We start from the raw sequence: 24,124 nt of genomic DNA, 5'->3' as shown, positions 1-24,124 counted from the left end.
CTCCTTCTAAAGCTCGGTTTTTTTATTTCCAGGCAGCATGATACCATTTATTATGTCCTTTTGCTCTTTTTCCTTACCCGCAAACCCGGCCGCTACATGTTCCAATGCTTCTTCGTCCAGTTCATCCTCACTTTCCAAAAGCATTTCTAAGCTTGATTTATCCTTTTCATACATTTCAGTAAGAATCCGCTTCATCAGTTTTTCCCTTATTTTAATGTCTGAACTAAAATCAGCAGCCAGCATAGTCCTTGCAAGTGAAAGAATCTCTTTAGTCTCTATATCTTCGACGGGTTCAACGTCTTTTTTCCCTGCTATAATGCGTTCAAGATGTGCCAGATAGATATCTGCCTTTGTCTTTTTAACCATAAATACTGAATCCCTGCCTTTCTAAGATTACGCGCAACCGTCTCATAGACCGAAAGAGAATAACACCAATATTGCTTTCACTAATACCAATAAGTTTGGCAATATCTCTGTTTGAGATGCCGCTCCAGAACTTCAAAGCGATAATATCACGTTCACGTTTATTTAACGAAGCTAAAGCCTTTCGCAGGTGTTGTTGAGTTTCATTGAGGGCAGCTATATCAGCAGGGTTAGGCTCAGCGTCAATAAGCTCCGATGATGTCTCAATGGAAGCAAACCGAGTTCGCATTCTGGCTTGGCTGCGATAATAATCTGTTATGGTATTGCGCGCAATGCTAAAAAGCCAAGCAGAAAATATTGATTTTTCAGGAGCATAGCTTTTTAATCTGGAAAACAGCTTTTCAAATATCTGACTGGTTAAATCATTAGCAGTATGATAATCATCTATTCGATAATGCACATAGTTATAGACCCTGGGATAGTAATCATTATAGAGCTTAGCAAAAGAACTTCCATCATTAATTGCTCTGGCTATCAATGATGTTTCCTCTGCTTGAGTCTGCATAAACATTAATGTTCTTACCTCCTGAAAATTTCAGCTTTCTCTAAACCTTTAACAAAGCACATATAATGTACGGAAATTAGATTTTCTTCGTCATCGAATACGAAATATTGACATTATTTGACCAACATCCTTATTATATTTTCACTTCACATTTTTTCACAATGTCCTTAGGAACAGTGCCAAAAACAAAAAAAGTACAGCCTCCACCAAGAGAGACTGTACTTTTAGTCAGTTAAATTTCTATGTATTTATTTTCTTATCCTCTACAAGCCCTATTCTGGCTGCATAGGCAATCACTTGATTCCTGTTCTCAAGATGCAATAGTTCGAGAATTCTCCCCATATGGTATTTTACAGTTCGTTCTGTAATTCTAAGGGCTTCTCCTGCCTCCTTATAGGTTATTCCTTTCGCTACCATTTCCAGAACCTCCAATTGTCGTTCTGTAAGGCTTTTTTTCTCTGCATTCTCCGATTCATGCTGTGAGAATCTATCATAATTTGCACTATTGCGTCTGAACTCTCTCAATATCTTAGCAGCAATACCCGGTGAAAGTGGAACCTCATCATTTTCAAGGTCAGACAACATACCTACCAAATTCTTTGCATCTGTGTTTTTTAACAAATATCCTGAAGCTCCATACTTAACCGCTTCAAAAAGATCCTCATCCTCCTCAGATGCGGTCAGCATTACAATCCTAATATCGGGCATTTCTGCTTTGATCAGCCTAAGTGCATCTAACCCGCCACATTGGGGCATCATGATATCCATTAAAATAATATCAGGCTTTAATATCCGAGCTTTCACAAGTGCCTCTCTTCCATCCTTTGCCGTACCTTTAACGATAATTCCGTGAGTTTCAAGAAGGTATTTAAGACCTTCCATAAATAACGGATGGTCATCTACCAGCATCACGTTCATTTGCATTTTTCTTTCCCTCCTCAATCGGTACACACAATGAAATCCGGCTTCCCTTTCCCTCAACTGTCCTTATATTAATTTGTCCGCCTATTTCTGATGCACGCTCCCGCATAATGTCTAATCCAAATTTGCTTTTAACAGCATTATGATTCTGCCGGATATCAAATCCTTTTCCATCATCTTCAACAGCAGCACATAGCTGGTTTTGCGAAAGCGAACAGGATATTCTCACATTTTCAGCTTCTGCATGTTTTCTCACATTGTTCAGAGCTTCTTTTATAATATTCAACATATTTATTCTTATGTTTGGTTTGAGTGCTTCACCTGTGAAGCCATCAGGCATTTCCAGTTTTACATTTATGCCTGTCTGTTCTTTAAAATTTAATATATGCTTTTCCAATGCAGTAATAAAATCTTTTTCCATATACGCCAAGCTCCTTACATTTCGGATGTATTCCCTTATTTCGGCATGGGTAACTTGGGTAACCTCTATAAGTTTATCAAGCTTAAACGATACAGCTTCTATACCTGCATTTATAAGCTCCTGCCTTATGCCCTGGGCCTGAAGGTTTATAAAGCCCAGCACCTGGCCTATATTATCATGCATATCTCTGGCTATACGTTCTCTCTCTTCAATAACAGCAAGCTTCCACTGCTGTTTTGAGTATTCCTGCTGTTTCAGCTTTTTATCGGTAATATCGTAGATCATTACAAGCCTGCCTATCAATGAACCCTTTCTGTCAGAAACAGGAGAAATCTGTACGTCATAAACCCTTGAAAATTTCTGGTTATTTATAGAAAGCTCAGTTTGTGATATGCTTCTATCAATACAGGCCTTTGCAAGTTCAGGTATTCCGCAACAGACTTCTTCTACTCTTCTTGCTGAAATCTGTGAAGAGGATAATGCTACAATTTTTTCAAAGGCTGGATTGGAATCCAGCACCCTATCCTGCAAATCGAGCACCAAAACACCTGCTCCTATAGTCTCAAATATAGTGGTACGTGCTAATGGCACCAAATCGAACATTTTGTAACGAAATATGCTTTGGAACAAAATTAATCCCGCAGGGCCAAAAAACATCGGTGTAATATCGAATCTTTTAACTGGTGTTAAACCTGAGATATACAATATGTTTGGAATTACTATCAAGCTTACTCCGATTAGCAGTGAAATTACCTGCTTTCGGTAAACCGATTTTCTAAAAAATACTGCTTTTATAAGAAGTACGACTGCAAATATATTTAAAAAATGTGAATACGCCGCATGGATGAAAAATATTGGACCATATTTTTTAGCAATGACGGGAAAGGCTCCGCTGAAATCCATATGCATATCATACCTTATCAAGCCATGGAGACTATCAGTCCATACAAGAAGTATATTAATGGTTGGAATTACTGCAAAAAAAAGAATTTTTTTACTTTGAATCCATCTGTCATATCCGGTGAATTGCATACACAACGCAAGTAGAATTACTGGAGAGTAACAGTATGCGAAATACTGCATGTTTGCCCAAAAAAGCTTAGTGAAAAAATCAGCGGCTGATAATTCGAGGGCATTACCTCCCGACCAGATTGTTACAACAAACATGCTAATTATAAAGCTTGCAGCACCTTTTGAATTCCGCCGTCTGAGCAGTGCAAAAATCCCAAGGGAAAGTGATGCAAGTGCTGAGGCTAAAAGAGGCCATATGTATGGAACATACTGATATTGCATATCCCCGCTCATCTCCTAAAGTCTTTTTGTAGCTTTTTGTCTAATCTTGTATTAATAAACCTATAATATCACAAAATTATTATTTTTAAAATTAAAAAATCGGGGACATTTCTCAATATTTTTGAGGAATGTCCCCGGCTGGGGGATGACTTTTATGGTATCCATTACAAGTTATCTGCTGATATAGTCTTTTAAAAAGCTCTCAAAGGCTTCATTCACTTCATGCCTTGAAATAAAACCGATATTGGGGTAATATATCGATTCATAATATAAACCCTTCTGATTATATATACGAATGGTTACCTGATTGTTTAACGCATCACCCGCCGACCCTGTCATTCCTGAAAAGCCTGAACTGACGGAGGTTGAACCCTCTTCTCCTTTCACCGGGATGTTATCCGAACCCGAATTCGAGGCTGGTGTGTCAGGTAAATCCTCTGCTTTATAAATTGCCGCACTGTTTTCCTCATCTTTAGGTGCATCGGAGGCTGCTGCGCTTATCTCCCCCTCGGGCAAGTCGGTTAACGGCAGTATGCCTGCGTAATCGGGTGGTATTTCATCCTGCTTTGGAGCCTGGTACTGCTCTCCGTGATAGGAGCTTTTATAATTTAACAACCTGTCAAAATACTTTTTGCTTGAATTTTCGATAACCGAATAGTATCCATAAAATTCGTCTATCTTTCCGCTGTCAGTTATTTCACTGATGATATCGACCCTGTCCTCCATTTTTGCCTTGTCACTGTATCCGATAAACTGAATTTTTGCAATGTCTTCGGAGCTGTATATTCCATATAGCTTCAGATATTCGCCAGTATCTTCGTCCTGATTGTTCAGATAGCTGTCAAAAGCATAAAATTTGAACAGGATGAACCGATTTTCCTTTTTTACGGCAACAACAGCTTTTCCTCCCGCAGGAAGGTAATCAAAAACATCCAGACCTATCAGTGTTTTATCCACACTTGTTGAAATCGTTGCAATCCTGTCTCCAATATCTGATTCATCAATTTTTCCCGGTAACCCAAATTCCAATTGTAACGCTTCGGATAGAATGATGTAATGCTTGTTTCCGATTTGAAACTGGTCTTTCATCTCCAGGATCATACCGGGCTCCCTTAAGGAAAGATCCGATTCGGTGAATCGGCCATCTCTTGCGGGACTTTCCGCACCGTTATTGAAAACCAAATGATAGAGGAGCGAGCCTCCGGCTACAACAAGCACCATTGTTAAAACCAGCACTGCTTTGTTTATTTTCATGAATTTCGTCCATCTTACCTCTCTGCTTTTTTCAGAGTGATTTAATATCTGATTTAGCATTCTTTGCACTGTATGATCATTTGGCTCTATATTGTCAAATGACTTTTTTATGTCTTCTTTTTTCACGTTAAATCACCCTCCATTTCCATTTTTAATAGCTTCCTGCCGATATGCATATGACTTCTGATGGTTGATTCCTTTTTACCCAGAAGCTTTGCAATTTCCACAGTTGAATACCCTTCATAATAATACAAATACACCACTGTCTTATATTTGGAGGGAAGCTCCATCACCTTTTTAAATGTATCATCAACATCAAATGCCTGATCTACCGCCGTTTCCTCCACATCCCTCATGCTTACCGTCTTTCTCCACCAGCTTTTGAAATAATCCTTGCATAAATTGGTGGCGGTTCGGATCAGCCATGCTTTTTCATGTTCCTTGCTTTGAAAACATGTTTTGTCTCCCATGAGACGGATAAAGGTATTTTGAACCATATCCTCGGTATCATGCCCGTTTTTCATAAACATCGCACAAACACGATAAACAGTTTTTACATGACGATGATAAATCTGTGATAATTCTTCATCCGTACGCAATAAAGAACTCTGCACGTTGGTATCCCTCCCTTCACCTATAATACGATTGAGATATTGAAAACGTTGAAATTTTTCGCGGGACATTCTCAACAAATTAAAGATGCATTCTAAAAATCTTATTTAAAAGCTCTTTAAAATGCATCGTAGCTATTCCTTTCTGTTTTATAATTCCCCAAATGAAAACAAAAACAGCAGGGCAGGAGAATGAAATTTTCGTTTCGCCGCTGGATGTTACAGAAATCTTAGCCGTCTTCGCTTCGTTTTTCAAAAATAAACCATTTATTGTTGATGTAAACTTCTATCTGACCATCCGTTACGAATTGATATCCATAGCCTGTGCCAAAATTGGACTGATCATTCTTTGTTGGAATTTGAGTGCCCTCGACTGTCGAAGTAATTTCCCCATCCATCACACCACAGCGAGCTGTAATAGTACTTTCTTTGCCTGTATCACAATACAGTTGTCCTCCTGCCATGACCATAGGTATCTTATCATAGGCTGCTTCCTCTCTGGCTACCAGCTTAATTTCATAAGCACTGTTGATTTGTGCAGGATAACTTTCCGCAATACCTCCATGATAACCAATTTCGACAGTATCTCCAGCTTGTGCTTCGGAAAGGTAATTCAAGGATTTCTCTTCGCCTATATCACCTGTGCTAACCTTAATTCGGTCTGCTGATTTTCTTTCTAATGTACCCTCTAATGGCTCTACTAAGAGGTAAGTGTCTGAAACCTCCAAAACAGTTGCTTCAAAATATGTCTTGGTTGCAGTAACCTCGTTAGTTTTTTCTCCTTTGTTTTCACACCCTGTCAGTACAAATATACACACCAATAAAAGGGACAATGCAATGTATCTGTTCATGAGAATCCCTCCTGCAATTTTGCTGTATATAATAAGACGAGTTTAACCTGATAAAGGTTTCTCTCTATCCCAAATACATTGAAAAATCCTCTTAAAAAAGTAGGACCGTCCCCATTTTTTCTTATTTATTCCATACCATGAGATATTCTGCTTCTCCTGTATTTTCATCAATTTGTTCCTGCTTAATTACAAATTGTTGTCGCTTATAAAAATTGACCGCCTTTACATTCTTTTTATAAACCGTTAAGCTAAGTTCGGAATAAAGATCCTTTATTTTTTTAAGTAATTGTTTACCAATACCTTTTGATTGCATCTCATTTGATACGAATATTCCGGCTATATACCCATTATCTGTTCCTACAAAAGCTTTGATTTCATTATCCAGCTCATAAACATATATTTCTGCATTTGGAAGCATACCTTTGACTATATCAAAATTACCCTCCCAGTAGTCTTTGGATATAAAATTATGAGCCTGCACATTAGTAGTAAGCCATAATTTCATAATTTCCTCTAAATCTTTATCTTCAAATTTTCTAACCATATCAACCTCGTTATTATATAGGACCGTCCCCATTTTTTAGTAGTATTTAATGACAACTTCAGATTCATTTTCATTAAAATAAACGCAGTCTCCTTCTACATAATGCCAGATTGACTTCAAAACTCTTGGCTGTCTGATTCCGTTGTTGTTCATATAATCGCTGTAAATAGCCGACCATTCAGCTTCCCGAACAGAACCGCTCATATCAATAGATGTTCTGTCTGATGTTTGAAAGGATATTGCCTCGCCATTTTCATTAAAGGTAAAAACCCCACTTGCAGAAATGCCATAATAAGAAATAGTCGCTTTTGCATGGGTGTCGTCAATACCTTCCCATGATATATAATTCTGCAAGGCAACGTTGGGGACGATGAAGCATTCGGCAAGAATAGTGATCAGCGATGATTTGTTCATGCTCTCGCCTTGCTGATTAAATAGAGGGATAACTTTACCCAATGTTCCTTTCATGCTTCCAAATCCGTTTCCGTATGAATCAAGTCCTTCAAAGGGAATACAATATAAAGAAGACCTAATGTATGCAAAGCGCTCTGGTTTTTCCACAAAATTATACTGCGTATAGTCAATCTTTATTGTTTGTTTCTCGGACAATATGAAATCCACATTGCGAAAGGCAGCCTTCATATATGACATTTTTGGTGTTCCAAGATAACCGCAGGATCGAAAAAAACGTTGAACCGGCGCAGGCAATCCTACCAAATCTGCCTCTGCAAAAACATCAGTTTGCTTTTGTGTATTTGCGATTCTATTGTCGACGCTTTCACGAAAGTCAGACATGGTTTTTGAACCGGGATACTGAAACAAGATAAAAATACCTGCCACAAACACCATTATAACTATTAATATCCACATAACCCTGTTACTCCTTTTCTTCATCATGCTTCAACCTCGCAATACTGATTATATTTTTTTCGAGCTTTGATATTCCGTGAATCAATTCTTGAATTTCTGACGGCTCAAATCCTTCAAACAATTGCTCCAGAAATTTCAGCTCTCTCTTTTCTCGCTGCTTCAAATAATCTAAGCATTTTTCTGTTATTTTGACTTTTTGGACTCGTGCATCATTTGAATCATTTCCCATTTTTACAAATCCCAGCTTTTCAAGTATTAACAGCATCTTTTTCACATTCTGCCTCGAGTTTCCGATAATTCCCGCCACTTCACTGATGGTAGGATGTTCATTCCGGCTGTTGTGAATGCCGGCCAGTAAAAGCCATTGCTTTACTGTCAGGTTACTGTCTAATCTGTCGCCTATGATTTGCAGCTTGTTGGACAGTGTGAAAATAGAACCAAATATAAATGCCTTTGCGTTTTCCATACGCTTACCTCCTGAACAACAAATAGGTAACCAGTTACACACATATATTATGTAACTGGTTACCTATTGTCAATAGTTTTTAAAAATAATTTTAGATGCAATACAAAAATTTGGGGACATTCTCCGGAATTTATCTCTTAGCTCTTACAGGAATCCACATCTCGGAATAATAGTTGTCATCCTGTATTCCGCCGGGATATTTGCTTGCGTCTTCATACATCTCAATGCAGTAGCCGGCAGCAATTTCATATTCCTTGCAGGCCGGAAGCCATTCGCTAAAAATTTTGTTGTTTACATCCTGCAAGGCTTTCGGCATGGCTCCTTTGCAGGGGAACACCGCCCAAGTGTGTGACGGTATCACCTTTGTGATAAAGCCGTCAGGAATATCCACCGCAGGATTGTAATTGTCGGCAATAAGATATTCAAACACATCTCCTGCCATGCTTTCGTCATAGTTGATCCCGTACATGCCGCAGATATACTTGCCGTTGTCCGCAGCATAGTGTTCCTTCCAGAACTTCGGAATTTCCGCTTTTGCATTGTCGTACGTAAACATTCTCGAAGCACCAATTACTGTAAAGCTGTCTTTTTGCATGATTTTGTAATCCATAAGATAACCACCCTCCAATGAAATTTTGATTTTCAACGGTGCAAAGGATTTCAGTGTTACACAGTCCTTTCGTACCATGGCAGGTGTTATTCCATGAAAACGGGTGAAAGCCTTAGTAAAGCTGTCTGGCGAATCGTAACTGTACTTTAATGCAATGTCAATCACCTTGGCATCCGTAGAAACAAGCTCACTGCCGGCTAGAGCGAGTCTGCGCTTGCGAATGTATTCCGTGACGGTAAAGCCGCAAAGTAAGCTGAAGCCTTTCTGGAAATAAAAGGGCGAAATATTGACCTGCCTTGCGATACTGTCAATGGATATTTCTTGGGTGATATGGTCTTCGATGTATCCGATTGCCCGACTGATTGACTCCATCCATTCCATTGTTATAACCTCCTGTTGTGAGAATAGTATATCAAACTGTAAAGAACAGCTCCCGATATTGCGTGTCATCTTTTGTCCGATTGTTGAGGAAGTCTGGGGTTACGGTGATGTGAAGAATTACGTCAGTTCTTTTTCCTTAATTCAGAATAATTTTTTCCGGTATTTTTTTTAAAGCATTTGCTGAAATAATTGGGATCGGGTATTCCCACCTCTTCTGCCGCCTCGCACATCAGCTTTCCCTTCCTTGCCAGTTGTACGGCCTTTTCCATCCTGCATTCCGTTAAATAGTTAACAAAGCTTTTGCCGGTCTCATTTTTAAAGGCCCTGCTCAAATAGCTTGCATTAAATCCAAATTTTAAAGCGACCTTTGTTAGGTTCAAATTGGAATCGGAATAATTATAATGCAAATAGTCCTTTATTTTATCAATGCTCGACAGTCCCGATACCGGAATTTCCTCGTCACATTCTTGCCTCTCCTCTGCGTCCAGCTGTTCTTTGATCTTTTGTAAAACTTTTTTTATTTCTTTTCGGACAATGGGCTTGAGCAAATATTCACAAATACCGATGCCTATACACTGCCTTGCATATTCAAATTCGTTAAAAGCTGTCAGTACAATGATCTTAAGCTGTGGATATCTTTTAATTGCCAGCTTTGAAAATTCGATTCCGTCCATGAAAGGCATACGGATATCTACAAAAACAATGTCGGGGTTAAGCTCTTCAATGGTATTAATTGCCTCAATTCCGCTTGACGCTTCTCCTACCACCTTCATACCAAGCTCTTCCCAATCTATTGTAATTCTCAGCAGGCTGCGGATTGCTTTCTCATCATCAATAATCATTACCCTGTACATCCTTTTTCTCTCCCCTTGCAAAAGGAATCTTAATATCCACTTCGGTGTATTCCTTCTCTATACTCCGTATTTCGTAAACATCCTCACAGTTGTAATAATATCTGATCCGTTCGATAGTCCCCTTAAAGCCAAAGCTTTTGTTATTATCGGAAGTCATAATATCTTCAATTTGTTTTTTGCTCATTCCCACTCCGTTATCATAAACAACAATATGTATTATATCATCTTTTAAATAAACAGAAATTTTTATTATTCCCTTTTCTCCTTTAAGCCTGACACCGTGGTATAAGCTGTTCTCCACCAGAGGCTGCAATATCAGTTTTGGGATTTTAACCTCCAATAAATCCTCCTGCACCTCGTAGGCGTCTTCAAAAACATCTTCATATCTTAACTTTTGCAGCTTTAAATAATCCTTGACGATTTCAATTTCCTTTTCTATGGAAATCTCTCTGTCCCCCCTGCTTAAAAATTTTCTGTAAAAATCTCCCAGTGTCTCCAGGGCATCATAAACGTTTTCGGCGGAATTCTCCAGCGCCAGGTAGCCAATGGTATCGAGGGTATTATATAAGAAGTGGGGCTTGATTTGTTCCTGTAAAACCTCCAGCTCCGCCTTCTGAATTGATTTTTCCTTGTCGATTAATTCATTGATCAAATGATTGATTTCCAAGAGCATATCATTGTAGCTATCCTTTAAGTGCCCTATTTCATCATCCGGCAGCGACAGGCTCACTCTCTTGAACATCCCCGATTTGACGGAGCCCATGGATTGTACCAGCCTTTGTATCGGCGTTGTAATATAGACGGATATAAACGCGCTTATCAGAACCAGCGCAAAACCCGTAATAACTAAAATGAAAATGAGCATCCACGCCGTTTCTTTTGATATGATTTGTTCATACCCTATCCTCTCATAGCCGGCTATAACCATGGATATGTCGGGTATGTGATAATATGACAATATCTCTTCGCTGAAAAGATTTTTTATTACCTTCTGGTCGAAGGGACTGTCGGATACATTCATATTTTTCAATTTATCCGGCACTTCCCCTTGGGACAATATATTATTGTTTATGTCATAATAACAAAATTTTCGTTCTGTCTTATCGGCATCTTTATAGGTCCCCTCCAGTATGCTGACAGGAATGTTAATCACCAGCATTCCCAAAGTCTCCTGAGTGTTTAAATCGTTGATCTGCCTGATAAAAGAGAGAATAGGCTCACCCGGCTCCATAGAAAAAGGCCCTCTTTTCATGGTAAATGCCCCTCCGCCATTCAGCCGGATGACATACCCTCCCGCTTTCTCATAAATCTCCTTCCTCCATTCCGGGCCGTCCATAATCTCCTTGTCCACCAAGGTTATACCCCTGCCGGTATGGACATAGGTGCCGTCGGACTTAAATACAAAGATTGAATATATGTTGTCATAAGCGCTCATAATATCAAAAATTGCCGTTACGGTGTTTTGCGAATATCTAAGCCCTAAGCTGCTGCTGCTCTTCAGATAATGGGTTACTTCATTGTTAGCCATGATAAGCTTGCTCATATCGCTGATGTTGTCCAGCTCCGCGGTAAGATTGCTGCCTATTGCCATCAGAGAATTTCGGTTATTTTTCAAAGCATAATCCGTCATATAGCCACTAAATAGAAAGCAATACATTACTAAATAAAACACCAAATAGATTGAAAGAATGAATAAAAACAGGTATCTGATTTTTTGTTTCAGTTTAAGTGAGGAAAACCACTGTTTGAAGCTCAAGCTAATTTTGGGCACCATAAAATTCCTCATCCTTCTTACTGCCATCAATAATATTGATGCTATCAATAATAATTATAGCAGATTTTGAATCCCGTTTCTTCATAAATATTTATGCCGCCCCAGCTTATATTCTCCCTATCCCTTGATAGCTCCGCGTATTAAGCTTTCCTGTATTTTTCCGCTCATAAAGCAATAAAGTATGAGAACGGGAAATGTGGCAAGGACCAAGGCGGCTCCTATTGGGCCCCAGTCTGTGGTATAAGAGCCCGACAAGGTTTGTATGCCCACCGGCAGCGTGCGGTGCGCCGAATCGCTTATGAAAATGACTGCAAACATCAGCTCATTCCACGCGTTTAAAAAGGTAAAGATTACAATGGTGGAAAGCGCGGGACGCATCAGAGGCAGAACAATCCTCCCAAAAATTCCGTAAACGCTGCATCCGTCGATACAGGCCGCTTCCTCCAGCTCCTTTGGCAGTCCTTCAATAAAGCTGTTGCCAATCAGTATTGCCATGGAAAGGGCAAAAGCCGTATAGGGTACGATCAGTGCCTGATATGAATTTGTCATCTTGAGATTTGTTAAGACGATAAATACCGGCAATATAGCCGCATGAACGGGAATGGTGAGCCCCAGCATAATTAAATTATTCGCCGCCTTCCGGCCCCTCCACACCATTCTCGTCAAGCCATAGGTAGCCATTATTCCGATAATAGCCGTAAGAATAACAGTGCAACCGGTTACGATAAAGCTGTTTAAAAAGTATTTAGCCATATTTCCCACCGTCATCGCGGCTTCATAATTGGACCATAGCCACTCCCTCGGAATACCTATAATATTATCTCCGAATATTTCGGAATTGCTCTTTAAGGAAAAGGTCAGCATCCAGTATAACGGGAAAATCTGAACCGCCGCCCAAATACATAGAAAGCCAAATATAATTTTATCGCCAAGCGTTTCTCTTCCCATTGTCAATCCACCTCCGTTTTAAAGATCTTTTTAATCAATATTGCAAAAAAGAAGCATATGAAAATTATAAAGATTGCAATGGAGCTTCCAAAGCCATACCTGTTTCTCAAAAAGATCATGGAGACCATCAAGGTGCTCGGCACCTCACTGGCATGGGCGGGTCCTCCTTTTGTCAAGACATAAATCAAATCAAACGCTTTTAAAGAACCTGTTACCGCAAAGATAACACATACTCTGATTACAGGCTTTAATAAAGGAATTGTAATGTATCTTGTAATTTGCAATTCCGTCGCGCCGTCAATATATGATGCTTCTTTCATTTCAACCGGAATGGATTTGACACCCGCGTACATAAGAAGCATATGATAGCCTATGTACTGCCACAGCATGGGGATGAATACAGCCATCAGTGCCGTGTTTTGATCCCCCAGCCAGACACGGGTAAGGCTTTCAAGCCCCAAAAACCTTAACGCACTGTTTATGATACCGTAATCCGGATTGTATATTTTCATCCATAATTGACCAATGACGACCGTTGACATCAATACCGGGAAAAAGAATACTGCCACAAAAAATTTCTCGCCCCTTATTTTTCTTGACAATATCAGAGCCAACGCCAGTGCTATAGGCAATTGTATAAATACCGACATCGCCGTAAAAAGCATCACATTCCCTATTGTCCTTGGAAAACCTGCCGATTTGCTTGTAAAAAGCTCAATATAATTGCCAAGTCCTATAAAATCCACATCTGTAAACCCATTCCATTTTAACAGGCTGTAATAGCCCGACATAACAATCGGAATTATGATGATTGTTGTAAACAATAACGCAGCAGGAAACATAAACAGGAATATTGCTGTTTTGTTTTTCATAACCTTGTCCATAATCTTTTCCCCCTGTAGACTCCATATAACGTCAAAACCTTCCTTGAGAAATACATAAGAGCATATAGCTCACAGGAAGGTTTTGACACAACTATTTTTCCCTCATATAATTATTTTTTTATTTCCCCAATTGATCCGCCATGTGCTTGGCAAATTCCTCCGGAGTTACATTGCCTGTATACAATTCTTGAAGCAAGGCAAGGTATTCTCCCGCATCCTCAGCCGCCATCAGAGTATCAAACCATAATGTGAAGGAGGTCGCACCCTTTGCATATTCTGCGGACTTCTTTGTCAGAGGATTTACCGCGCTGTCGTCATAGTCTACTTTCCATGCCGCAATCCCTGCGCCGTCTAAGTATGCATATTTTGAAATGCTTCTGGTTAATTCAAAAGCGGCGTTCCCCGCAACGTCAGGATTCTTTGTGGATGCGGCCACCATAAGCGTATCGGACGCGCCGCCCATGAAGTCGGTGATTTTGGCATTATTACTGTTGATGACGGGAATGGGAGCCACATCGAAATCTTCAGGAGTTTCAGTATCTGTTTGGATAGAGCCCGCCATCCATGTGCCTGTAATGTACATGGGCACTGTTCCGTTATAGAACTGAGCGCTGGCTTCGTCGTTGGTCAAGCCTGTAGCTCCTTTGAGATACGCCCCCATGCTTTCCAGTTCCTTAATTTTCTTGGCCGATTCTATGAAATCAGGATCATTATAGCTTCCGCCCTGTTTTGTAAGAACGCTCTTTACCTTTTCAGGTCCTGCGGACTTCAATGTCAGAGCGTCATGAGACATAGCCAGTACCCAAGTGTCTTTTACGCTGATGCCAAACGGCTGTATTTTATTACTGATAAATGTCTGGCATACATTGGTCAATTCGTCAAACGTGACAGGAACCTTCAGGTTGTATTTATCAAACATTTTTTTGTTATAGAACATTACCGACACGGGGGTTGAATACACCGAGCCGTATATTTTTCCGTTGTATGTAGCATTTCCTAATGCTGCAGTCGATAGCTGAGCTTTAAATTCGTCGGTATAATACTTATCAATTGCAAGTACCTTTCCCGAGTCAACAAAGGCTTGTGAAAAACCGCCTCCCCACGTAAAGAAAATATCCGGGAGCTCATTTGCCGAAACCGCCGATTTGATTTTAGTCTTATAAGATTCGTTTTCAAAGGTTTCATGCTTAATTTTTATGCCCTCATGAGCCGCCTCGAAATCTGCTATTGCTTTAGTGTAAGCCGGGTGAAACGCATCACTTTCCGTCGCAATACTCCACAGTACCAATGTAGTGCCTTTTGAAGAATCCCCGCCGCACGCCGCCAGAGAAAATGCTACAGCTAATACCGTCAGAACCGCTAAAGCTCTCTTTACTGCACTTTTCATAAACTTCCCCCTTTTATTTTGTGTTTTGTGTAAGTCGAAAGCCTCACCACCGATGACACTTTAGTTTACAATTTTATTATAAAAATTTTGCAGGTATTGTGGAATGTATTTTTTTTACCTGTATCTGTAATTTCTTTACCTAGGCCTGCAATTTCTTTATTCATAGCTTGTGCGAGTATAAAATCTATAGTGATACCACAAAGCAGGACAGACAAAGCAGCAAAAATAAAGGTCAGGAAAAGAGATAAGCCAATTGAAAGCATATATGCTTTCAATTGGCTGTATTTCTATTTGTCACAATATGGTTGGCTTAATGGCATTAGCATCTGCGTCCTTTTTTAGTATGAGGCATTGCTAAGCTTTATTCAATATATGCTTTTTTGACTGCTTATTTTGCGAAACAGGAATGACACAGCGGTATATTTGTGTTTCCACATCAACGTCGCGAATACACACCCGCACCGAAAATGTCCTGTGCAGATTTTTTTCGGTAATTACATCTGCACAGCTTCCATACTCACAGCTTCCATCGCGGTTTAAAAGCAGTGCTTCATCGGCAATTTGCAGCGCATGGTCAGGATAATGGGTATTAATGACTACAGAAATGCCGCGCTGGCATGAAAGCTCCTTAATGCAGCTCAGAACCGTCATCTGGTTATTGAAGTCCAGATTGGATTCCGGCTCATCCAGCACAAGCATGGATGGCTCGGCAGTCAGCGCACGGGCAATTAAAACCATCTGAAGCTCTCCGCCGCTCATCTCATTGCATTTCTTGTCCCTTAGGTGAACAATTCCCACCGCTTCCATGCATGACAGCGCCAGCTCGTGCTCCCTTGCTCCCGGCTGCTCAAACATCTTTAAATGAGCAGAGCGTCCGAGCGTTACCATCTCTTTGGCTGTATATGAAAATACCGAATTCTTGGCCTGAGGAACATATGCAATTTTTTGCCACAGCTCCCGTCCGGGGATGTGGTGCAGCGGTATTCCGTCCACAAGGCTTTCGCCTCTGTCCCACTTTAGCAGACCCATCATGCAGCGCAGAAGAGTAGTTTTTCCCACGCCGTTCGCTCCAAGAATACTGAGTATCCTGCCGCTGCCGACACAAAGAGAAATATCCTGAAGCACCTGCTGCTCGGTGCGCGGGTAGTGAAAATAGCCGTTTTTAACTTCAAATATCATAGTCTGGCACCACCTGTCTTTCTGAGTAAAGCGATAAAAAAAGGAGCCCCTATTACCGCCGTAAGAATGGATATTGGAATTTCCGCCGCCGTAGCGCTGCGCGCCGCCGTGTCCATCATCACCATAAACATAGCGCCTAAGCTGATGCTGACAGGTATGACATCTTTATTATTGCTACCATACAGCATCCTTGAAATATGAGGCACTAAAAGGCCTACCCAGCCTACCTGCCCGCACATTGAAACACAGGAGGCCGTAACAAAAGTGGCGGCAAGCATTATAAGTATACGGACCAGCTTTACGTTTATACCCAGCGATTTTGCCTCATCGCTGCTAAGTGCCATAATGTTCAGCCGCCATCTTAAGAAAAATATTATAAGCGTCCCTGACAAGATAAACGGTATACCCAGCATAAGCCTTGAATAGCTTATACCTGTCATACTGCCCATAAGCCAATAGGTAATGCCGGGCAGCACATCCTGAGGATCGGCAACATATTTTACCAGAGACACCAGTGCCTGAAACAGAGAGGACACCACCATTCCGCTCAGCACAAGCATAACTATATTTGTTTTATCCCTTTGCTGGCTGATAAAGTGGGTCAGCATAATGGCACACAGACCAAAAGCCAGCGCGGATATCTGGACTACCAGCAGATTTGCCGAAAAGAGCAGCGCCAGAGCCGCCCCAAACGATGCCCCGCTTGCAACACCCAGGGTATCGGGTGTTGCAAGTGGGTTTGTGAACAGCCCCTGAAACGCCGCACCCGAAACTGAAAGCCCTGCGCCGATAAACATGGCAAGAAGGATGCGCGGAAGCCGTACACTGAAGATAACCGAAACCTGCGTGGAATCCATATCGTTTAAGTTTCCTATAACTGGTGAGAGCAGTACCTGGACGGTATCGGCAATGCCGATGTGATACCGTCCGATGCCTATGCATACAACCGCCGCTACAAGAGGCAGCAGCAGCAGGCCAATTTTAGAGTATACGCCAAATGTTATTTTACTCATTTTTTCAGTCCTGAAGCCTCGCTGCTGGGGTGGAATATCTGCTCCACTTGCTCATCGCTTAAATCGTAGCTATAAAATTTCTTATAATATTCTCTTATCTCCTTGTCCATATCAAGATCTTTGAACAGCTCCGGCTGGTTTTTAGTGGCAAGCCACTTAATGGAAAGAGGCGTGTCGGATGCCGGTGGAAACCATCTGTACATGCCGAGAGGAAATTTATAAACCTTTTTATCCTGAACCGCTTTTACTCTGCTCCAGTCAAAGCCATTAATAGAATTCTCATAGAGATCCTCCGGCTGATAAGGAGTAAAATTTGTAATAAAGATTATTTCGGGATCCCATTGGTAAATCTGCTCCATATTGATTTCCGCCATGCCCTTAAGATCCTTTGCCACATTTTCCGCACCGGTGGTATCGAGCCAGTATTGACCGAAAAAGTTGCTTCCGGAGGTCTTGATTGAGCCGTTATCATATCGGAAAAGGATCAGTGCCCTTGGCCTTTTCAATGAATCCCCCGCCTTCTCAATGGTCTTTGTAATTTCATCCTTTACCTCATAGCCGTAGCTGGCAATTTGCTTTGCCGTCTCCTGCTGCCCAAAAATCTCGCCCATGAGCGAAACCCAATTGTCAAAGGTTTTTACGGTGTCAAATTTGAATTTGCTGGTGCTGAACGCAACGGCCGGTATTCCTGCCTTGGAAAGCACCTCATAGTCAGCTGTGTTGTCGGCGGAATAAAGCACAACGTCGGGCTTAAGCTTCATAAGTTCCTCAATATTCAAGCTTCCGTCCTTTATAAAATCCGTGCTCACGTTTAAAACCTCAGGATAGATTTTAGGCAGAATGGAGTTCTTTGCCGCCGCCATAGACGATGGGTCCATTCCCACCAGCTTGTCAGAAGCCCCCTCAAACAAGCAGAATACCGAAGGCAACGGCATGATGGAGGATATTACAACGCGGTTGATGTCGGCGGGAATAACCACAGTATTCCCCGCGTGATCGACCACTGTGCGCTCTGCCGCTTTCTGTGCGGAGGCGCCGCCATCCTGCGAATTAGCCTCCTGACTTCCAGAAGCCTGCGGGGCGGAAGATTGGGCCGGGCCTGAGGCACAGCCTGTAAGAGCAGTAAGCAGAATTACGACGCTCACCGCCAGAGTAATAATTTTTTTGTTAAGCTTTATCATTTTCAACCCTCTTTCTTTATATAAATTAGGATGCAAACTATCTAAAAAGAATGTAAAATAATTTCTGGAGGATATTATTTTACATCCTCCGTTATCCGATATGCAAAAGCCTAAATTATATAGTTTGATTTAAATTAATTTTCCCAAGCTGTCCGCCCTTTCCGCTTTAGTGAAATGCGGATAATATGAGTTCAGCCCTTCTCCTATGCAGTTCTCCTGCTTTTGATTGCTCATTTTACTGGAAACGCAGTATATCGGGTAATCCAGAAAATCCAGCTCGGTATCAGGCCTTATCAGAGCGCGGAACATCGGATCTCCTATAACAGCTGTGTATTTGCCGCTGTTTATTGCCTCACTGATTTTATACTCGCTGTCCAGATCAAGCATGTCTTCCCCAAAAAGGCCCGGCACAGCACCGAAGATGCAGCCACAGTCGGAGGCAACTCCAAATTCACTTTGCAGTCCCATCTGCCATGCTTTGCATAAAACCCCGTCGCCCAGAATAAGAATTTCGGCATTGCCCGGGCAATTGCCGGGGTATTGCGTGGCCTGCTCCTCTATACAGCTAAAAATACTTTTTACCCAATCAGCCTGAGCCTTCTTCCCTATCGGAGCCCCCACCAAGTATGGAATTCCGAACTTTTTCTCAAGGTACCTGGCGGGCTGTATTCCTGCCTGTGAAACCACTAAATTCAGCGACGCCTGTGCAGCGTTCTGGATAGCCTGCATGGTAAGTCCCTCACAAAAGCTGGCTACCAGCTCTAAATCATTTTGCAGCAACACGTTCTTTAAAGAAGAAATTGTTTCACTGCCAAAAAGCAAGGGCGTTACCCCAAGCAGGTTTACTCCGCTCAGCTTCTTCTCGTCTGTCTTGAGGGTAAACCTCTCCAACAGAGCAATGCAGGCTTCGGCAATACCATCAGGAAAGTAGCCTGTCCCCGTCGTATCAAACCCTATGCAGGGAATTTTTGTGCGCAGCTCAATATCCGCTGCAATACCCCTTAAATCAGCTCCGATCACCATAGGAACGGGGCTTCCTATAATAGCAATAAAGTCGGGCTTGAGGCTCTCCGCAGCCTGTAATACCTTCTGTATCAATTTTTCGTCGTCTCCCAGCACCGCATCAATTTCCCTGAGTCCCGAGCAAAAAACCGCCGAACGCGATCCATACCAGCGCGGTTCGTCATAACCGGTGTAGTTTCCTGTACAGCCCGAAGCATCATGAATGACAGCGATACAGTTCAAATCAAAAATAGCCGAGCATACACCCGAATAATCCGGAGAAAAGGGAGGAAGCTTTACACATAGCTTATTCAATCTTTTTACACCACCATTCCATAATCCTCAATTAAAGCACACAGGTCCGCCGCGGTATCCATAGCGGCTTCCATCATGTGCATCAGTTCTTTTACACCGTAATAGCCAAACATTCCTTCATCAGCAACAGCATTGACTATATGCCGCGAGCCGGAGATATACGCTGCGTTAAAGCCAATTGCAAGGCTCTTTTCAAAGCGCCTGTCAAAATTCACGGTATCATAGTGCTGGGGCTGAATCACCTCGGTATCGGGCATATTTGCCCTGACCCATTCAAAAGCCTCACGGTCGGCGGGAATAACCTCCTGCACGAAAACACGCCTGACACAAAAGCCATATTTATTCAGTGCTTTAGCCAATCCAAACGGGCAGATCACCGCCGAGTCGTCAATAAATATTGGGAAATCCCCAATTCTTTTTAACGCGCTCTCTATAGCCGCCTGTGCTCCAGCTATATCTGAGGAAAAATCATAAGCCGCACACACCCTGGAATTGATAAATTCATGAATACTGAGGTATTGTCCGGCAATAACCTCCAAGTCATAGCTCACAGGTAAAAATATGTACGGAATACCGCAGCGCTCCTGCATATCCCGTGCCGCACGCACTCCTGAGGGCATCAGCACAATATTCCCCGAGCTGCGCGCCATATCCTGCCACTCATCAAAGCCCGAATACTCGCTGATATGCCTTAGTACCTGTCCTCCCTCCAGCTTGAGCATTTTATGCAGCTCGCACCCGTCAGCCACCGCCACCAGATTCCCTATGGTGTTTATGCCATTGTCCTGCCTCGGCTGTTTTGCAAGAAGGCTGTAGATCCTTTTTTGAATGCCCACCTGCGGCGGCTCGTCAGATCCCATAGTAATAGGATTCATATGTGCCAGCCTAAACTGTATGTCGGGGTTTCGCCTGCCCAATTCCTGCTCCACCGCATCACAATCCGTACCTATCAGGTCATCAAGGCAGCTTACAAAAACAAAAAGCACTCTCGGTCTTTTATCCAGCTGCCCCAGCAATTCATCCACACCTTCAAGAATCAAATCGTCGTAGCCGCTGATGATATCGCTCTGGTCTATATAGAAATACGAAATACGGTCTTTCAAACCATGCTTAATAGCGCCCAATGCACCGTGCCGCCCACATGCAAAGGGACATACAAAAAGCTGGTAGCTTTCAGGTGCAAGCATACCTACGCGTACAACACCCCACCCTCCATGCGCCGGAGTAACATACTGAAGGGAGGAGGAAAAAATTCCGCAATCACACATGACAGCACACCCCCATCACTCTGTCGGCAAGCTCATCATATTCCCTTGCCATACTGCATTCCGGAAATGCCTCAATTACCGTTTTGCCTTCGTTCTCGGCGCTCTGGACATAGTGGCTGCGGGGAAGCACCTTTACAATATCTGTATTCATCTCCCGAGCTGCCCTTTGCACCAACTCCAGTTCATTGTCAATATTTCTGGAATTCAAAATAATTCCCGAAAATCTGGCATACCCGCGGTTTCCAAAGTTTTGGATTGCATGAGAGATATTGGCCGCAGCATAAAGCGACATCATTTCACCTGAGGTAACAATGAAGACATAGTCTGCATAGCCCCCGCGGATTGGCATGGCAAAGCCCCCACACACAACATCCCCCAAAACATCATAGAATACAATATCCGGCTTAAACACTTCGTATGCATTTAATTGCTCCAGCTTATTAAAGGCGGTGATAATTCCGCGCCCTGCACAGCCGATGCCGGGAGTGGGCCCGCCCGATTCAACGCATACGGTGCTTGCAAAGCCTCTGAACGCGATATCCTCAAGCTTAAGCCTATCCCCCTTTTCCTTAATCTGATCAAGTACAGTGGGAATTCTGTGGCCGTCCATCAAATTTTTAGTAGAGTCGGCCTTTGGATCACACCCAATCTGCATTACATTATAGCCCTTTGCAGCCAAAGATGCGGAAAGATTTGCGGTAGTAGTGGATTTTCCGATGCCACCCTTACCATAAATTGCAACTTTTATCAAATGATTCACTTCCAGTCATTAAAATTTTATATAGATAACAAACAGTAAAACTAAACACTTCTTCTGCATTTGGTGAAATCATCACTGGTACAACGCCTTTGCCAGCCCGCCCTTGTCCTTGATTCTTATGCGGGAGCCGTTAACGGCTATAAGCCCTTCCCTCTGGAAATATGAAAACTCGCGGAACAGAGCAGAACGGCTAATGCCAAGTATTTTTGAAAACTGCTCCTTTGAGCATGGCAGCTTTACCACCTCACCTGATTTTTCACAAGAAAAGAGATAGTGTATCAGCTTGCAGCGGCAAGACTGCATACTTAAAATTTCAATTCTCCTCATTAAGGCTTGTATTTTTTCACTGCACATAACTCCATAGCGCTCCAAGAGAACGGGCGATTGGTACAGCATATTCAAAAATGCTTCTCTGGGCAGGTACACCACCGCCGTATCCTTACTGCATTTTAAGAAAGCTTCAATTTGATTGGGCAAAAAAATGCTGCAAATCCCAAACACAGTACCCGGCTTAATAATATTAATATTTATTTCACTGCCGTCGCAGGCAATGCTATACACATTCACGCAGCCTGATGCAACCACCCCTATGCATTGACGGCTGTTTATAATTCTTGCAACCTGCTGGCCATTTTTATACCGCCTGTAAAACATGTTGCGCGGCTCTATATCGGGCAAGTCTTTAAACAAATCCGTTTGCATAAGAATTTTTTTCATCTCTTCAAACTGCATCATCTGCCACCTCTCACCAGTTAGCATAGTCTAACTTATTGTTTATGGTAACATAACCACCTTAAAAAATCAATTATTTTATTTTTCATATCCGTCTCATTTGGTACTCTAAAAGGACAATATATTGTGCTAATACGCGGGGCATTTCCTGCATTTTAAATTACACTCTCATCGTACAATAAATTATTATTGACAATATTGTGTGTCACACAGTATAATAATATTAATAATAACGAGGTGATATAATGCCTGAAAACGATCAAGTCCAAAACCTTATTACAGAGCTCCGCCGCGGCAGCTTAACCCTGGCGGTTTTGGGCTGCTTAAAGCAGCCGCATTACGGCTATGCATTGCTTCAGACAATACAGCAGAAGCAAATAGACATTGAGGCAAACACACTATATCCTCTTTTACGCCGGCTTGAAAATCAGGGGTTGCTCGCCAGCGAATGGGACACCAGTGAGAGTAGGCCGAGAAAGTACTATACCCTAAGTGAAAAAGGAAGTATGGTATATAATGAATTATTGGCAGAATGGGAAAAAATGCAAAAAAGCATAGAAGCCATTTGCGGAAAGGATGAACACAATGGATAATTTAATTGAACGGTATATTTATGATGTGATACGTCGCCTTCCTGAGAAAGACCGGGATGAAGTCAGCAAGGAGCTGAAATCCAACATTTATGACATGCTGCCGGATAGTGCCGGAGAAAATGAGATAAGATCCGTTTTGTATGAATTAGGTTCACCCGCCTTATTAGCGGAGAAATACCGTCAAAAACCACGATACCTTATATCTCCGTCAATTTATGACGACTATGTGCGTGCGCTGAAATGGATCCTTCCCATGGTGGGTGGAATAGCTCTGGTTATAGGCATGATTTTGGGGATTATTGATGTCATTCAATATTACTCCCGTGATTTGTCTTATTTCTCTTATATGATAAGCAAAGTCCTTTCCAAAGGTATTTCTCTAGGGTTATCCGCTATTTTTCAAGCCCTTTTCTGGACGACAGCAGGTTTTGTTATTGCCGAGCGAACCAGCGTCAAAGCCGGGAAAAACAGAGAGCGGGAATGGAAAATAGAGGACTTGCCGGAAATGCCCCATATCAATAAAAACAGAATCCCTTTATCCGACAGCATTACTGAGCTGGCAGTTACAGTTGTGTTTTCTGCCGCAGCTATTTTGCTGTGCCTTGGGATATTTCCTGTTGCCTTTATGATTCAAAGCGGCGATATTCAGGTTCAAAGCCTTTTCAGCCCGGAATTCCTTGCAGGCTGCATTCCCGCAATTGTCATAATGGCTATATTTGGTATATTAGAATGTATTGCCAAAATTAAGCATAGGCAGTGGGCTCCTCTTGTTTGCGGTGCAGTAATAGTAAGCAATATAGTAAGCATGGTTATTTTGGTGTATTTAATAAACAGGCCAGATTTGTTCAGCACAGAGTTTGCGGCCTTTGTACGAGGTTTTGAGTGGGGTAGCTTTGACTTACTGCGTTTTGTAGGGACGGGAGAAATAAATCCGGTAATTGTTTTTATTTCTCTGATTATTGTAGTGTGCTCACTGACAGAATGCATTAAGGCGATTTACAAAACGTTTAGGGGAGAGGAACGCCACGGGGGACGTTCCCTACGATGATCGCTCGTACGGAACGCCCCCTGTGGCGTTCCGCTC

Annotated in this window: 26 protein-coding genes and 1 pseudogene; 2 read left to right on the top strand and 25 right to left on the bottom strand. The window is 42.0% G+C overall.

Annotated elements, in window-relative coordinates:
• Positions 1–6: 6 nt before the first annotated feature.
• From DFR58_RS03445 to DFR58_RS03330, 25 genes and pseudogenes are all read right to left on the bottom strand, one after another.
• Entirely contained in the window at positions 7–366 is a 360-nt protein-coding gene (locus DFR58_RS03445; protein ID WP_114296415.1) for a hypothetical protein, read from the bottom strand.
• A complete protein-coding gene (locus DFR58_RS03440) occupies positions 359–934 on the bottom strand; it encodes an RNA polymerase sigma factor (RefSeq protein WP_114296414.1) in 576 nt (191 codons plus the stop codon). The genes DFR58_RS03445 and DFR58_RS03440 overlap by 8 nt, the downstream gene beginning before the upstream one ends.
• 234 nt (positions 935–1,168) lie before the next feature.
• Complete coding sequence (locus DFR58_RS03435) at positions 1,169–1,852, bottom strand: response regulator transcription factor (RefSeq protein WP_207659109.1); 684 nt, start codon at positions 1,850–1,852, stop codon at positions 1,169–1,171.
• Entirely contained in the window at positions 1,824–2,873 is a 1,050-nt protein-coding gene (locus DFR58_RS22330) for a sensor histidine kinase (RefSeq protein WP_242987375.1), read from the bottom strand. The genes DFR58_RS03435 and DFR58_RS22330 overlap by 29 nt, the downstream gene beginning before the upstream one ends.
• Positions 2,874–2,915: 42 nt before the next feature.
• Positions 2,916–3,563 (bottom strand): annotated as a pseudogene (locus tag DFR58_RS22585) (histidine kinase N-terminal 7TM domain-containing protein); the annotation flags it as partial.
• 171 nt (positions 3,564–3,734) lie between these two features.
• Positions 3,735–4,943, bottom strand: coding sequence for a hypothetical protein (locus tag DFR58_RS03425; protein WP_114296412.1), 1,209 nt, complete (start codon positions 4,941–4,943; stop codon positions 3,735–3,737).
• Positions 4,940–5,431 carry an RNA polymerase sigma factor gene (locus DFR58_RS03420; protein WP_242987372.1) on the bottom strand — a complete coding sequence of 164 codons (492 nt, stop codon included), beginning with the start codon at positions 5,429–5,431 and terminating at the stop codon, positions 4,940–4,942. Before DFR58_RS03420 ends, DFR58_RS03425 begins: the two co-directional genes overlap by 4 nt.
• A gap of 227 nt (positions 5,432–5,658) precedes the next feature.
• A complete protein-coding gene (locus DFR58_RS22105) occupies positions 5,659–6,279 on the bottom strand; it encodes a hypothetical protein (RefSeq protein ID WP_207659108.1) in 621 nt (206 codons plus the stop codon).
• 121 nt (positions 6,280–6,400) lie between these two features.
• The gene (locus DFR58_RS03410) at positions 6,401–6,823 is read right to left on the bottom strand and encodes an N-acetyltransferase (protein ID WP_114296411.1); all 423 of its coding nucleotides are present in this window, start codon (positions 6,821–6,823) and stop codon (positions 6,401–6,403) included.
• Positions 6,824–6,859: 36 nt separating this feature from the next.
• Entirely contained in the window at positions 6,860–7,720 is an 861-nt protein-coding gene (locus tag DFR58_RS03405) for a DUF6544 family protein (RefSeq protein WP_242987371.1), read from the bottom strand.
• Positions 7,701–8,159, bottom strand: coding sequence for a MarR family winged helix-turn-helix transcriptional regulator (locus tag DFR58_RS03400; RefSeq protein ID WP_114296410.1), 459 nt, complete (start codon positions 8,157–8,159; stop codon positions 7,701–7,703). The genes DFR58_RS03405 and DFR58_RS03400 overlap by 20 nt, the downstream gene beginning before the upstream one ends.
• 130 nt (positions 8,160–8,289) lie before the next feature.
• Positions 8,290–9,150, bottom strand: a complete 861-nt coding sequence (locus tag DFR58_RS03395) for an AraC family transcriptional regulator (RefSeq protein WP_114296409.1) — start codon at positions 9,148–9,150, stop codon at positions 8,290–8,292.
• A 122-nt stretch (positions 9,151–9,272) separates the two neighbouring features.
• Complete coding sequence (locus DFR58_RS03390; protein WP_114296408.1) at positions 9,273–10,004, bottom strand: response regulator transcription factor; 732 nt, start codon at positions 10,002–10,004, stop codon at positions 9,273–9,275.
• Entirely contained in the window at positions 9,982–11,619 is a 1,638-nt protein-coding gene (locus tag DFR58_RS03385; protein WP_170138014.1) for a cache domain-containing sensor histidine kinase, read from the bottom strand. The genes DFR58_RS03390 and DFR58_RS03385 overlap by 23 nt, the downstream gene beginning before the upstream one ends.
• 276 nt (positions 11,620–11,895) lie before the next feature.
• The gene (locus DFR58_RS03380) at positions 11,896–12,726 is read right to left on the bottom strand and encodes a carbohydrate ABC transporter permease (protein WP_114296406.1); all 831 of its coding nucleotides are present in this window, start codon (positions 12,724–12,726) and stop codon (positions 11,896–11,898) included.
• A 2-nt stretch (positions 12,727–12,728) separates the two neighbouring features.
• Positions 12,729–13,610 carry a carbohydrate ABC transporter permease gene (locus DFR58_RS03375; protein ID WP_114296405.1) on the bottom strand — a complete coding sequence of 294 codons (882 nt, stop codon included), beginning with the start codon at positions 13,608–13,610 and terminating at the stop codon, positions 12,729–12,731.
• Positions 13,611–13,728: 118 nt separating this feature from the next.
• Positions 13,729–14,997 (bottom strand): extracellular solute-binding protein, encoded by a 1,269-nt coding sequence (locus DFR58_RS03370; RefSeq protein WP_114296404.1) that lies wholly within the window; start codon positions 14,995–14,997, stop codon positions 13,729–13,731.
• Positions 14,998–15,062: 65 nt separating this feature from the next.
• Complete coding sequence (locus DFR58_RS22100; RefSeq protein ID WP_114296403.1) at positions 15,063–15,260, bottom strand: hypothetical protein; 198 nt, start codon at positions 15,258–15,260, stop codon at positions 15,063–15,065.
• 91 nt (positions 15,261–15,351) lie between these two features.
• Positions 15,352–16,176, bottom strand: coding sequence for an ABC transporter ATP-binding protein (locus tag DFR58_RS03360; protein ID WP_114296402.1), 825 nt, complete (start codon positions 16,174–16,176; stop codon positions 15,352–15,354).
• Positions 16,173–17,189, bottom strand: a complete 1,017-nt coding sequence (locus DFR58_RS03355; RefSeq protein ID WP_114296401.1) for a FecCD family ABC transporter permease — start codon at positions 17,187–17,189, stop codon at positions 16,173–16,175. Before DFR58_RS03355 ends, DFR58_RS03360 begins: the two co-directional genes overlap by 4 nt.
• Positions 17,186–18,370, bottom strand: a complete 1,185-nt coding sequence (locus tag DFR58_RS03350) for an ABC transporter substrate-binding protein (protein ID WP_114296400.1) — start codon at positions 18,368–18,370, stop codon at positions 17,186–17,188. The genes DFR58_RS03355 and DFR58_RS03350 overlap by 4 nt, the downstream gene beginning before the upstream one ends.
• Before the next feature lie 129 nt (positions 18,371–18,499).
• Entirely contained in the window at positions 18,500–19,687 is a 1,188-nt protein-coding gene (locus tag DFR58_RS03345; protein ID WP_114296399.1) for a nitrogenase component 1, read from the bottom strand.
• 5 nt (positions 19,688–19,692) lie between these two features.
• The gene (locus DFR58_RS03340; RefSeq protein WP_114296398.1) at positions 19,693–20,955 is read right to left on the bottom strand and encodes a nitrogenase component 1; all 1,263 of its coding nucleotides are present in this window, start codon (positions 20,953–20,955) and stop codon (positions 19,693–19,695) included.
• Positions 20,948–21,706 (bottom strand): nucleotide-binding protein, encoded by a 759-nt coding sequence (locus DFR58_RS03335; protein WP_114296397.1) that lies wholly within the window; start codon positions 21,704–21,706, stop codon positions 20,948–20,950. The genes DFR58_RS03340 and DFR58_RS03335 overlap by 8 nt, the downstream gene beginning before the upstream one ends.
• Positions 21,707–21,787: 81 nt before the next feature.
• Positions 21,788–22,450: a Crp/Fnr family transcriptional regulator gene (locus tag DFR58_RS03330; RefSeq protein WP_170138013.1), complete on the bottom strand. Its 663-nt coding sequence runs from the start codon at positions 22,448–22,450 to the stop codon at positions 21,788–21,790.
• A gap of 242 nt (positions 22,451–22,692) precedes the next feature.
• On the opposite strand from DFR58_RS03330, the gene DFR58_RS03325 reads away from it, so the two are divergent.
• Positions 22,693–23,040 (top strand): PadR family transcriptional regulator, encoded by a 348-nt coding sequence (locus DFR58_RS03325; protein WP_114296395.1) that lies wholly within the window; start codon positions 22,693–22,695, stop codon positions 23,038–23,040.
• On the top strand, positions 23,033–24,088 hold the full coding sequence (locus tag DFR58_RS03320; protein WP_114296394.1) for an HAAS signaling domain-containing protein: 1,056 nt from the start codon (positions 23,033–23,035) through the stop codon (positions 24,086–24,088). Before DFR58_RS03325 ends, DFR58_RS03320 begins: the two co-directional genes overlap by 8 nt.
• Positions 24,089–24,124 lie beyond the last annotated feature (36 nt).

Origin of the sequence: Anaerobacterium chartisolvens (genome assembly GCF_003337415.1) — a bacterium.
GTDB lineage: Bacteria > Bacillota > Clostridia > Acetivibrionales > DSM-27016 > Anaerobacterium > Anaerobacterium chartisolvens.
This window is presented reverse-complemented; position numbering and strand designations above follow the sequence as displayed.

Bases quoted from the DNA above. Each gene is read 5' to 3' on its own strand.
- DFR58_RS03325 (WP_114296395.1), top strand. From the start codon at position 22,693: ATGCCTGAAAACGATCAAGTCCAAAACCTTATTACAGAGCTCCGCCGC.
- DFR58_RS03390 (WP_114296408.1), bottom strand. From the start codon at position 10,004: ATGTACAGGGTAATGATTATTGATGATGAGAAAGCAATCCGCAGCCTG.
- DFR58_RS03445 (WP_114296415.1), bottom strand. From the start codon at position 366: ATGGTTAAAAAGACAAAGGCAGATATCTATCTGGCACATCTTGAACGC.
- DFR58_RS03340 (WP_114296398.1), bottom strand. From the start codon at position 20,955: ATGTGTGATTGCGGAATTTTTTCCTCCTCCCTTCAGTATGTTACTCCG.
- DFR58_RS03330 (WP_170138013.1), bottom strand. From the start codon at position 22,450: ATGATGCAGTTTGAAGAGATGAAAAAAATTCTTATGCAAACGGATTTG.
- DFR58_RS22100 (WP_114296403.1), bottom strand. From the start codon at position 15,260: ATGCTTTCAATTGGCTTATCTCTTTTCCTGACCTTTATTTTTGCTGCT.
- DFR58_RS03395 (WP_114296409.1), bottom strand. From the start codon at position 9,150: ATGGAATGGATGGAGTCAATCAGTCGGGCAATCGGATACATCGAAGAC.
- DFR58_RS03400 (WP_114296410.1), bottom strand. From the start codon at position 8,159: ATGGAAAACGCAAAGGCATTTATATTTGGTTCTATTTTCACACTGTCC.
- DFR58_RS03360 (WP_114296402.1), bottom strand. From the start codon at position 16,176: ATGATATTTGAAGTTAAAAACGGCTATTTTCACTACCCGCGCACCGAG.
- DFR58_RS03320 (WP_114296394.1), top strand. From the start codon at position 23,033: ATGGATAATTTAATTGAACGGTATATTTATGATGTGATACGTCGCCTT.
- DFR58_RS03405 (WP_242987371.1), bottom strand. From the start codon at position 7,720: ATGATGAAGAAAAGGAGTAACAGGGTTATGTGGATATTAATAGTTATA.
- DFR58_RS03410 (WP_114296411.1), bottom strand. From the start codon at position 6,823: ATGGTTAGAAAATTTGAAGATAAAGATTTAGAGGAAATTATGAAATTA.
- DFR58_RS03375 (WP_114296405.1), bottom strand. From the start codon at position 13,610: ATGGACAAGGTTATGAAAAACAAAACAGCAATATTCCTGTTTATGTTT.
- DFR58_RS22105 (WP_207659108.1), bottom strand. From the start codon at position 6,279: ATGAACAGATACATTGCATTGTCCCTTTTATTGGTGTGTATATTTGTA.
- DFR58_RS03350 (WP_114296400.1), bottom strand. From the start codon at position 18,370: ATGATAAAGCTTAACAAAAAAATTATTACTCTGGCGGTGAGCGTCGTA.
- DFR58_RS03380 (WP_114296406.1), bottom strand. From the start codon at position 12,726: ATGGGAAGAGAAACGCTTGGCGATAAAATTATATTTGGCTTTCTATGT.
- DFR58_RS03435 (WP_207659109.1), bottom strand. From the start codon at position 1,852: ATGCAAATGAACGTGATGCTGGTAGATGACCATCCGTTATTTATGGAA.
- DFR58_RS22330 (WP_242987375.1), bottom strand. From the start codon at position 2,873: ATGTTCGATTTGGTGCCATTAGCACGTACCACTATATTTGAGACTATA.
- DFR58_RS03440 (WP_114296414.1), bottom strand. From the start codon at position 934: ATGTTTATGCAGACTCAAGCAGAGGAAACATCATTGATAGCCAGAGCA.
- DFR58_RS03355 (WP_114296401.1), bottom strand. From the start codon at position 17,189: ATGAGTAAAATAACATTTGGCGTATACTCTAAAATTGGCCTGCTGCTG.
- DFR58_RS03370 (WP_114296404.1), bottom strand. From the start codon at position 14,997: ATGAAAAGTGCAGTAAAGAGAGCTTTAGCGGTTCTGACGGTATTAGCT.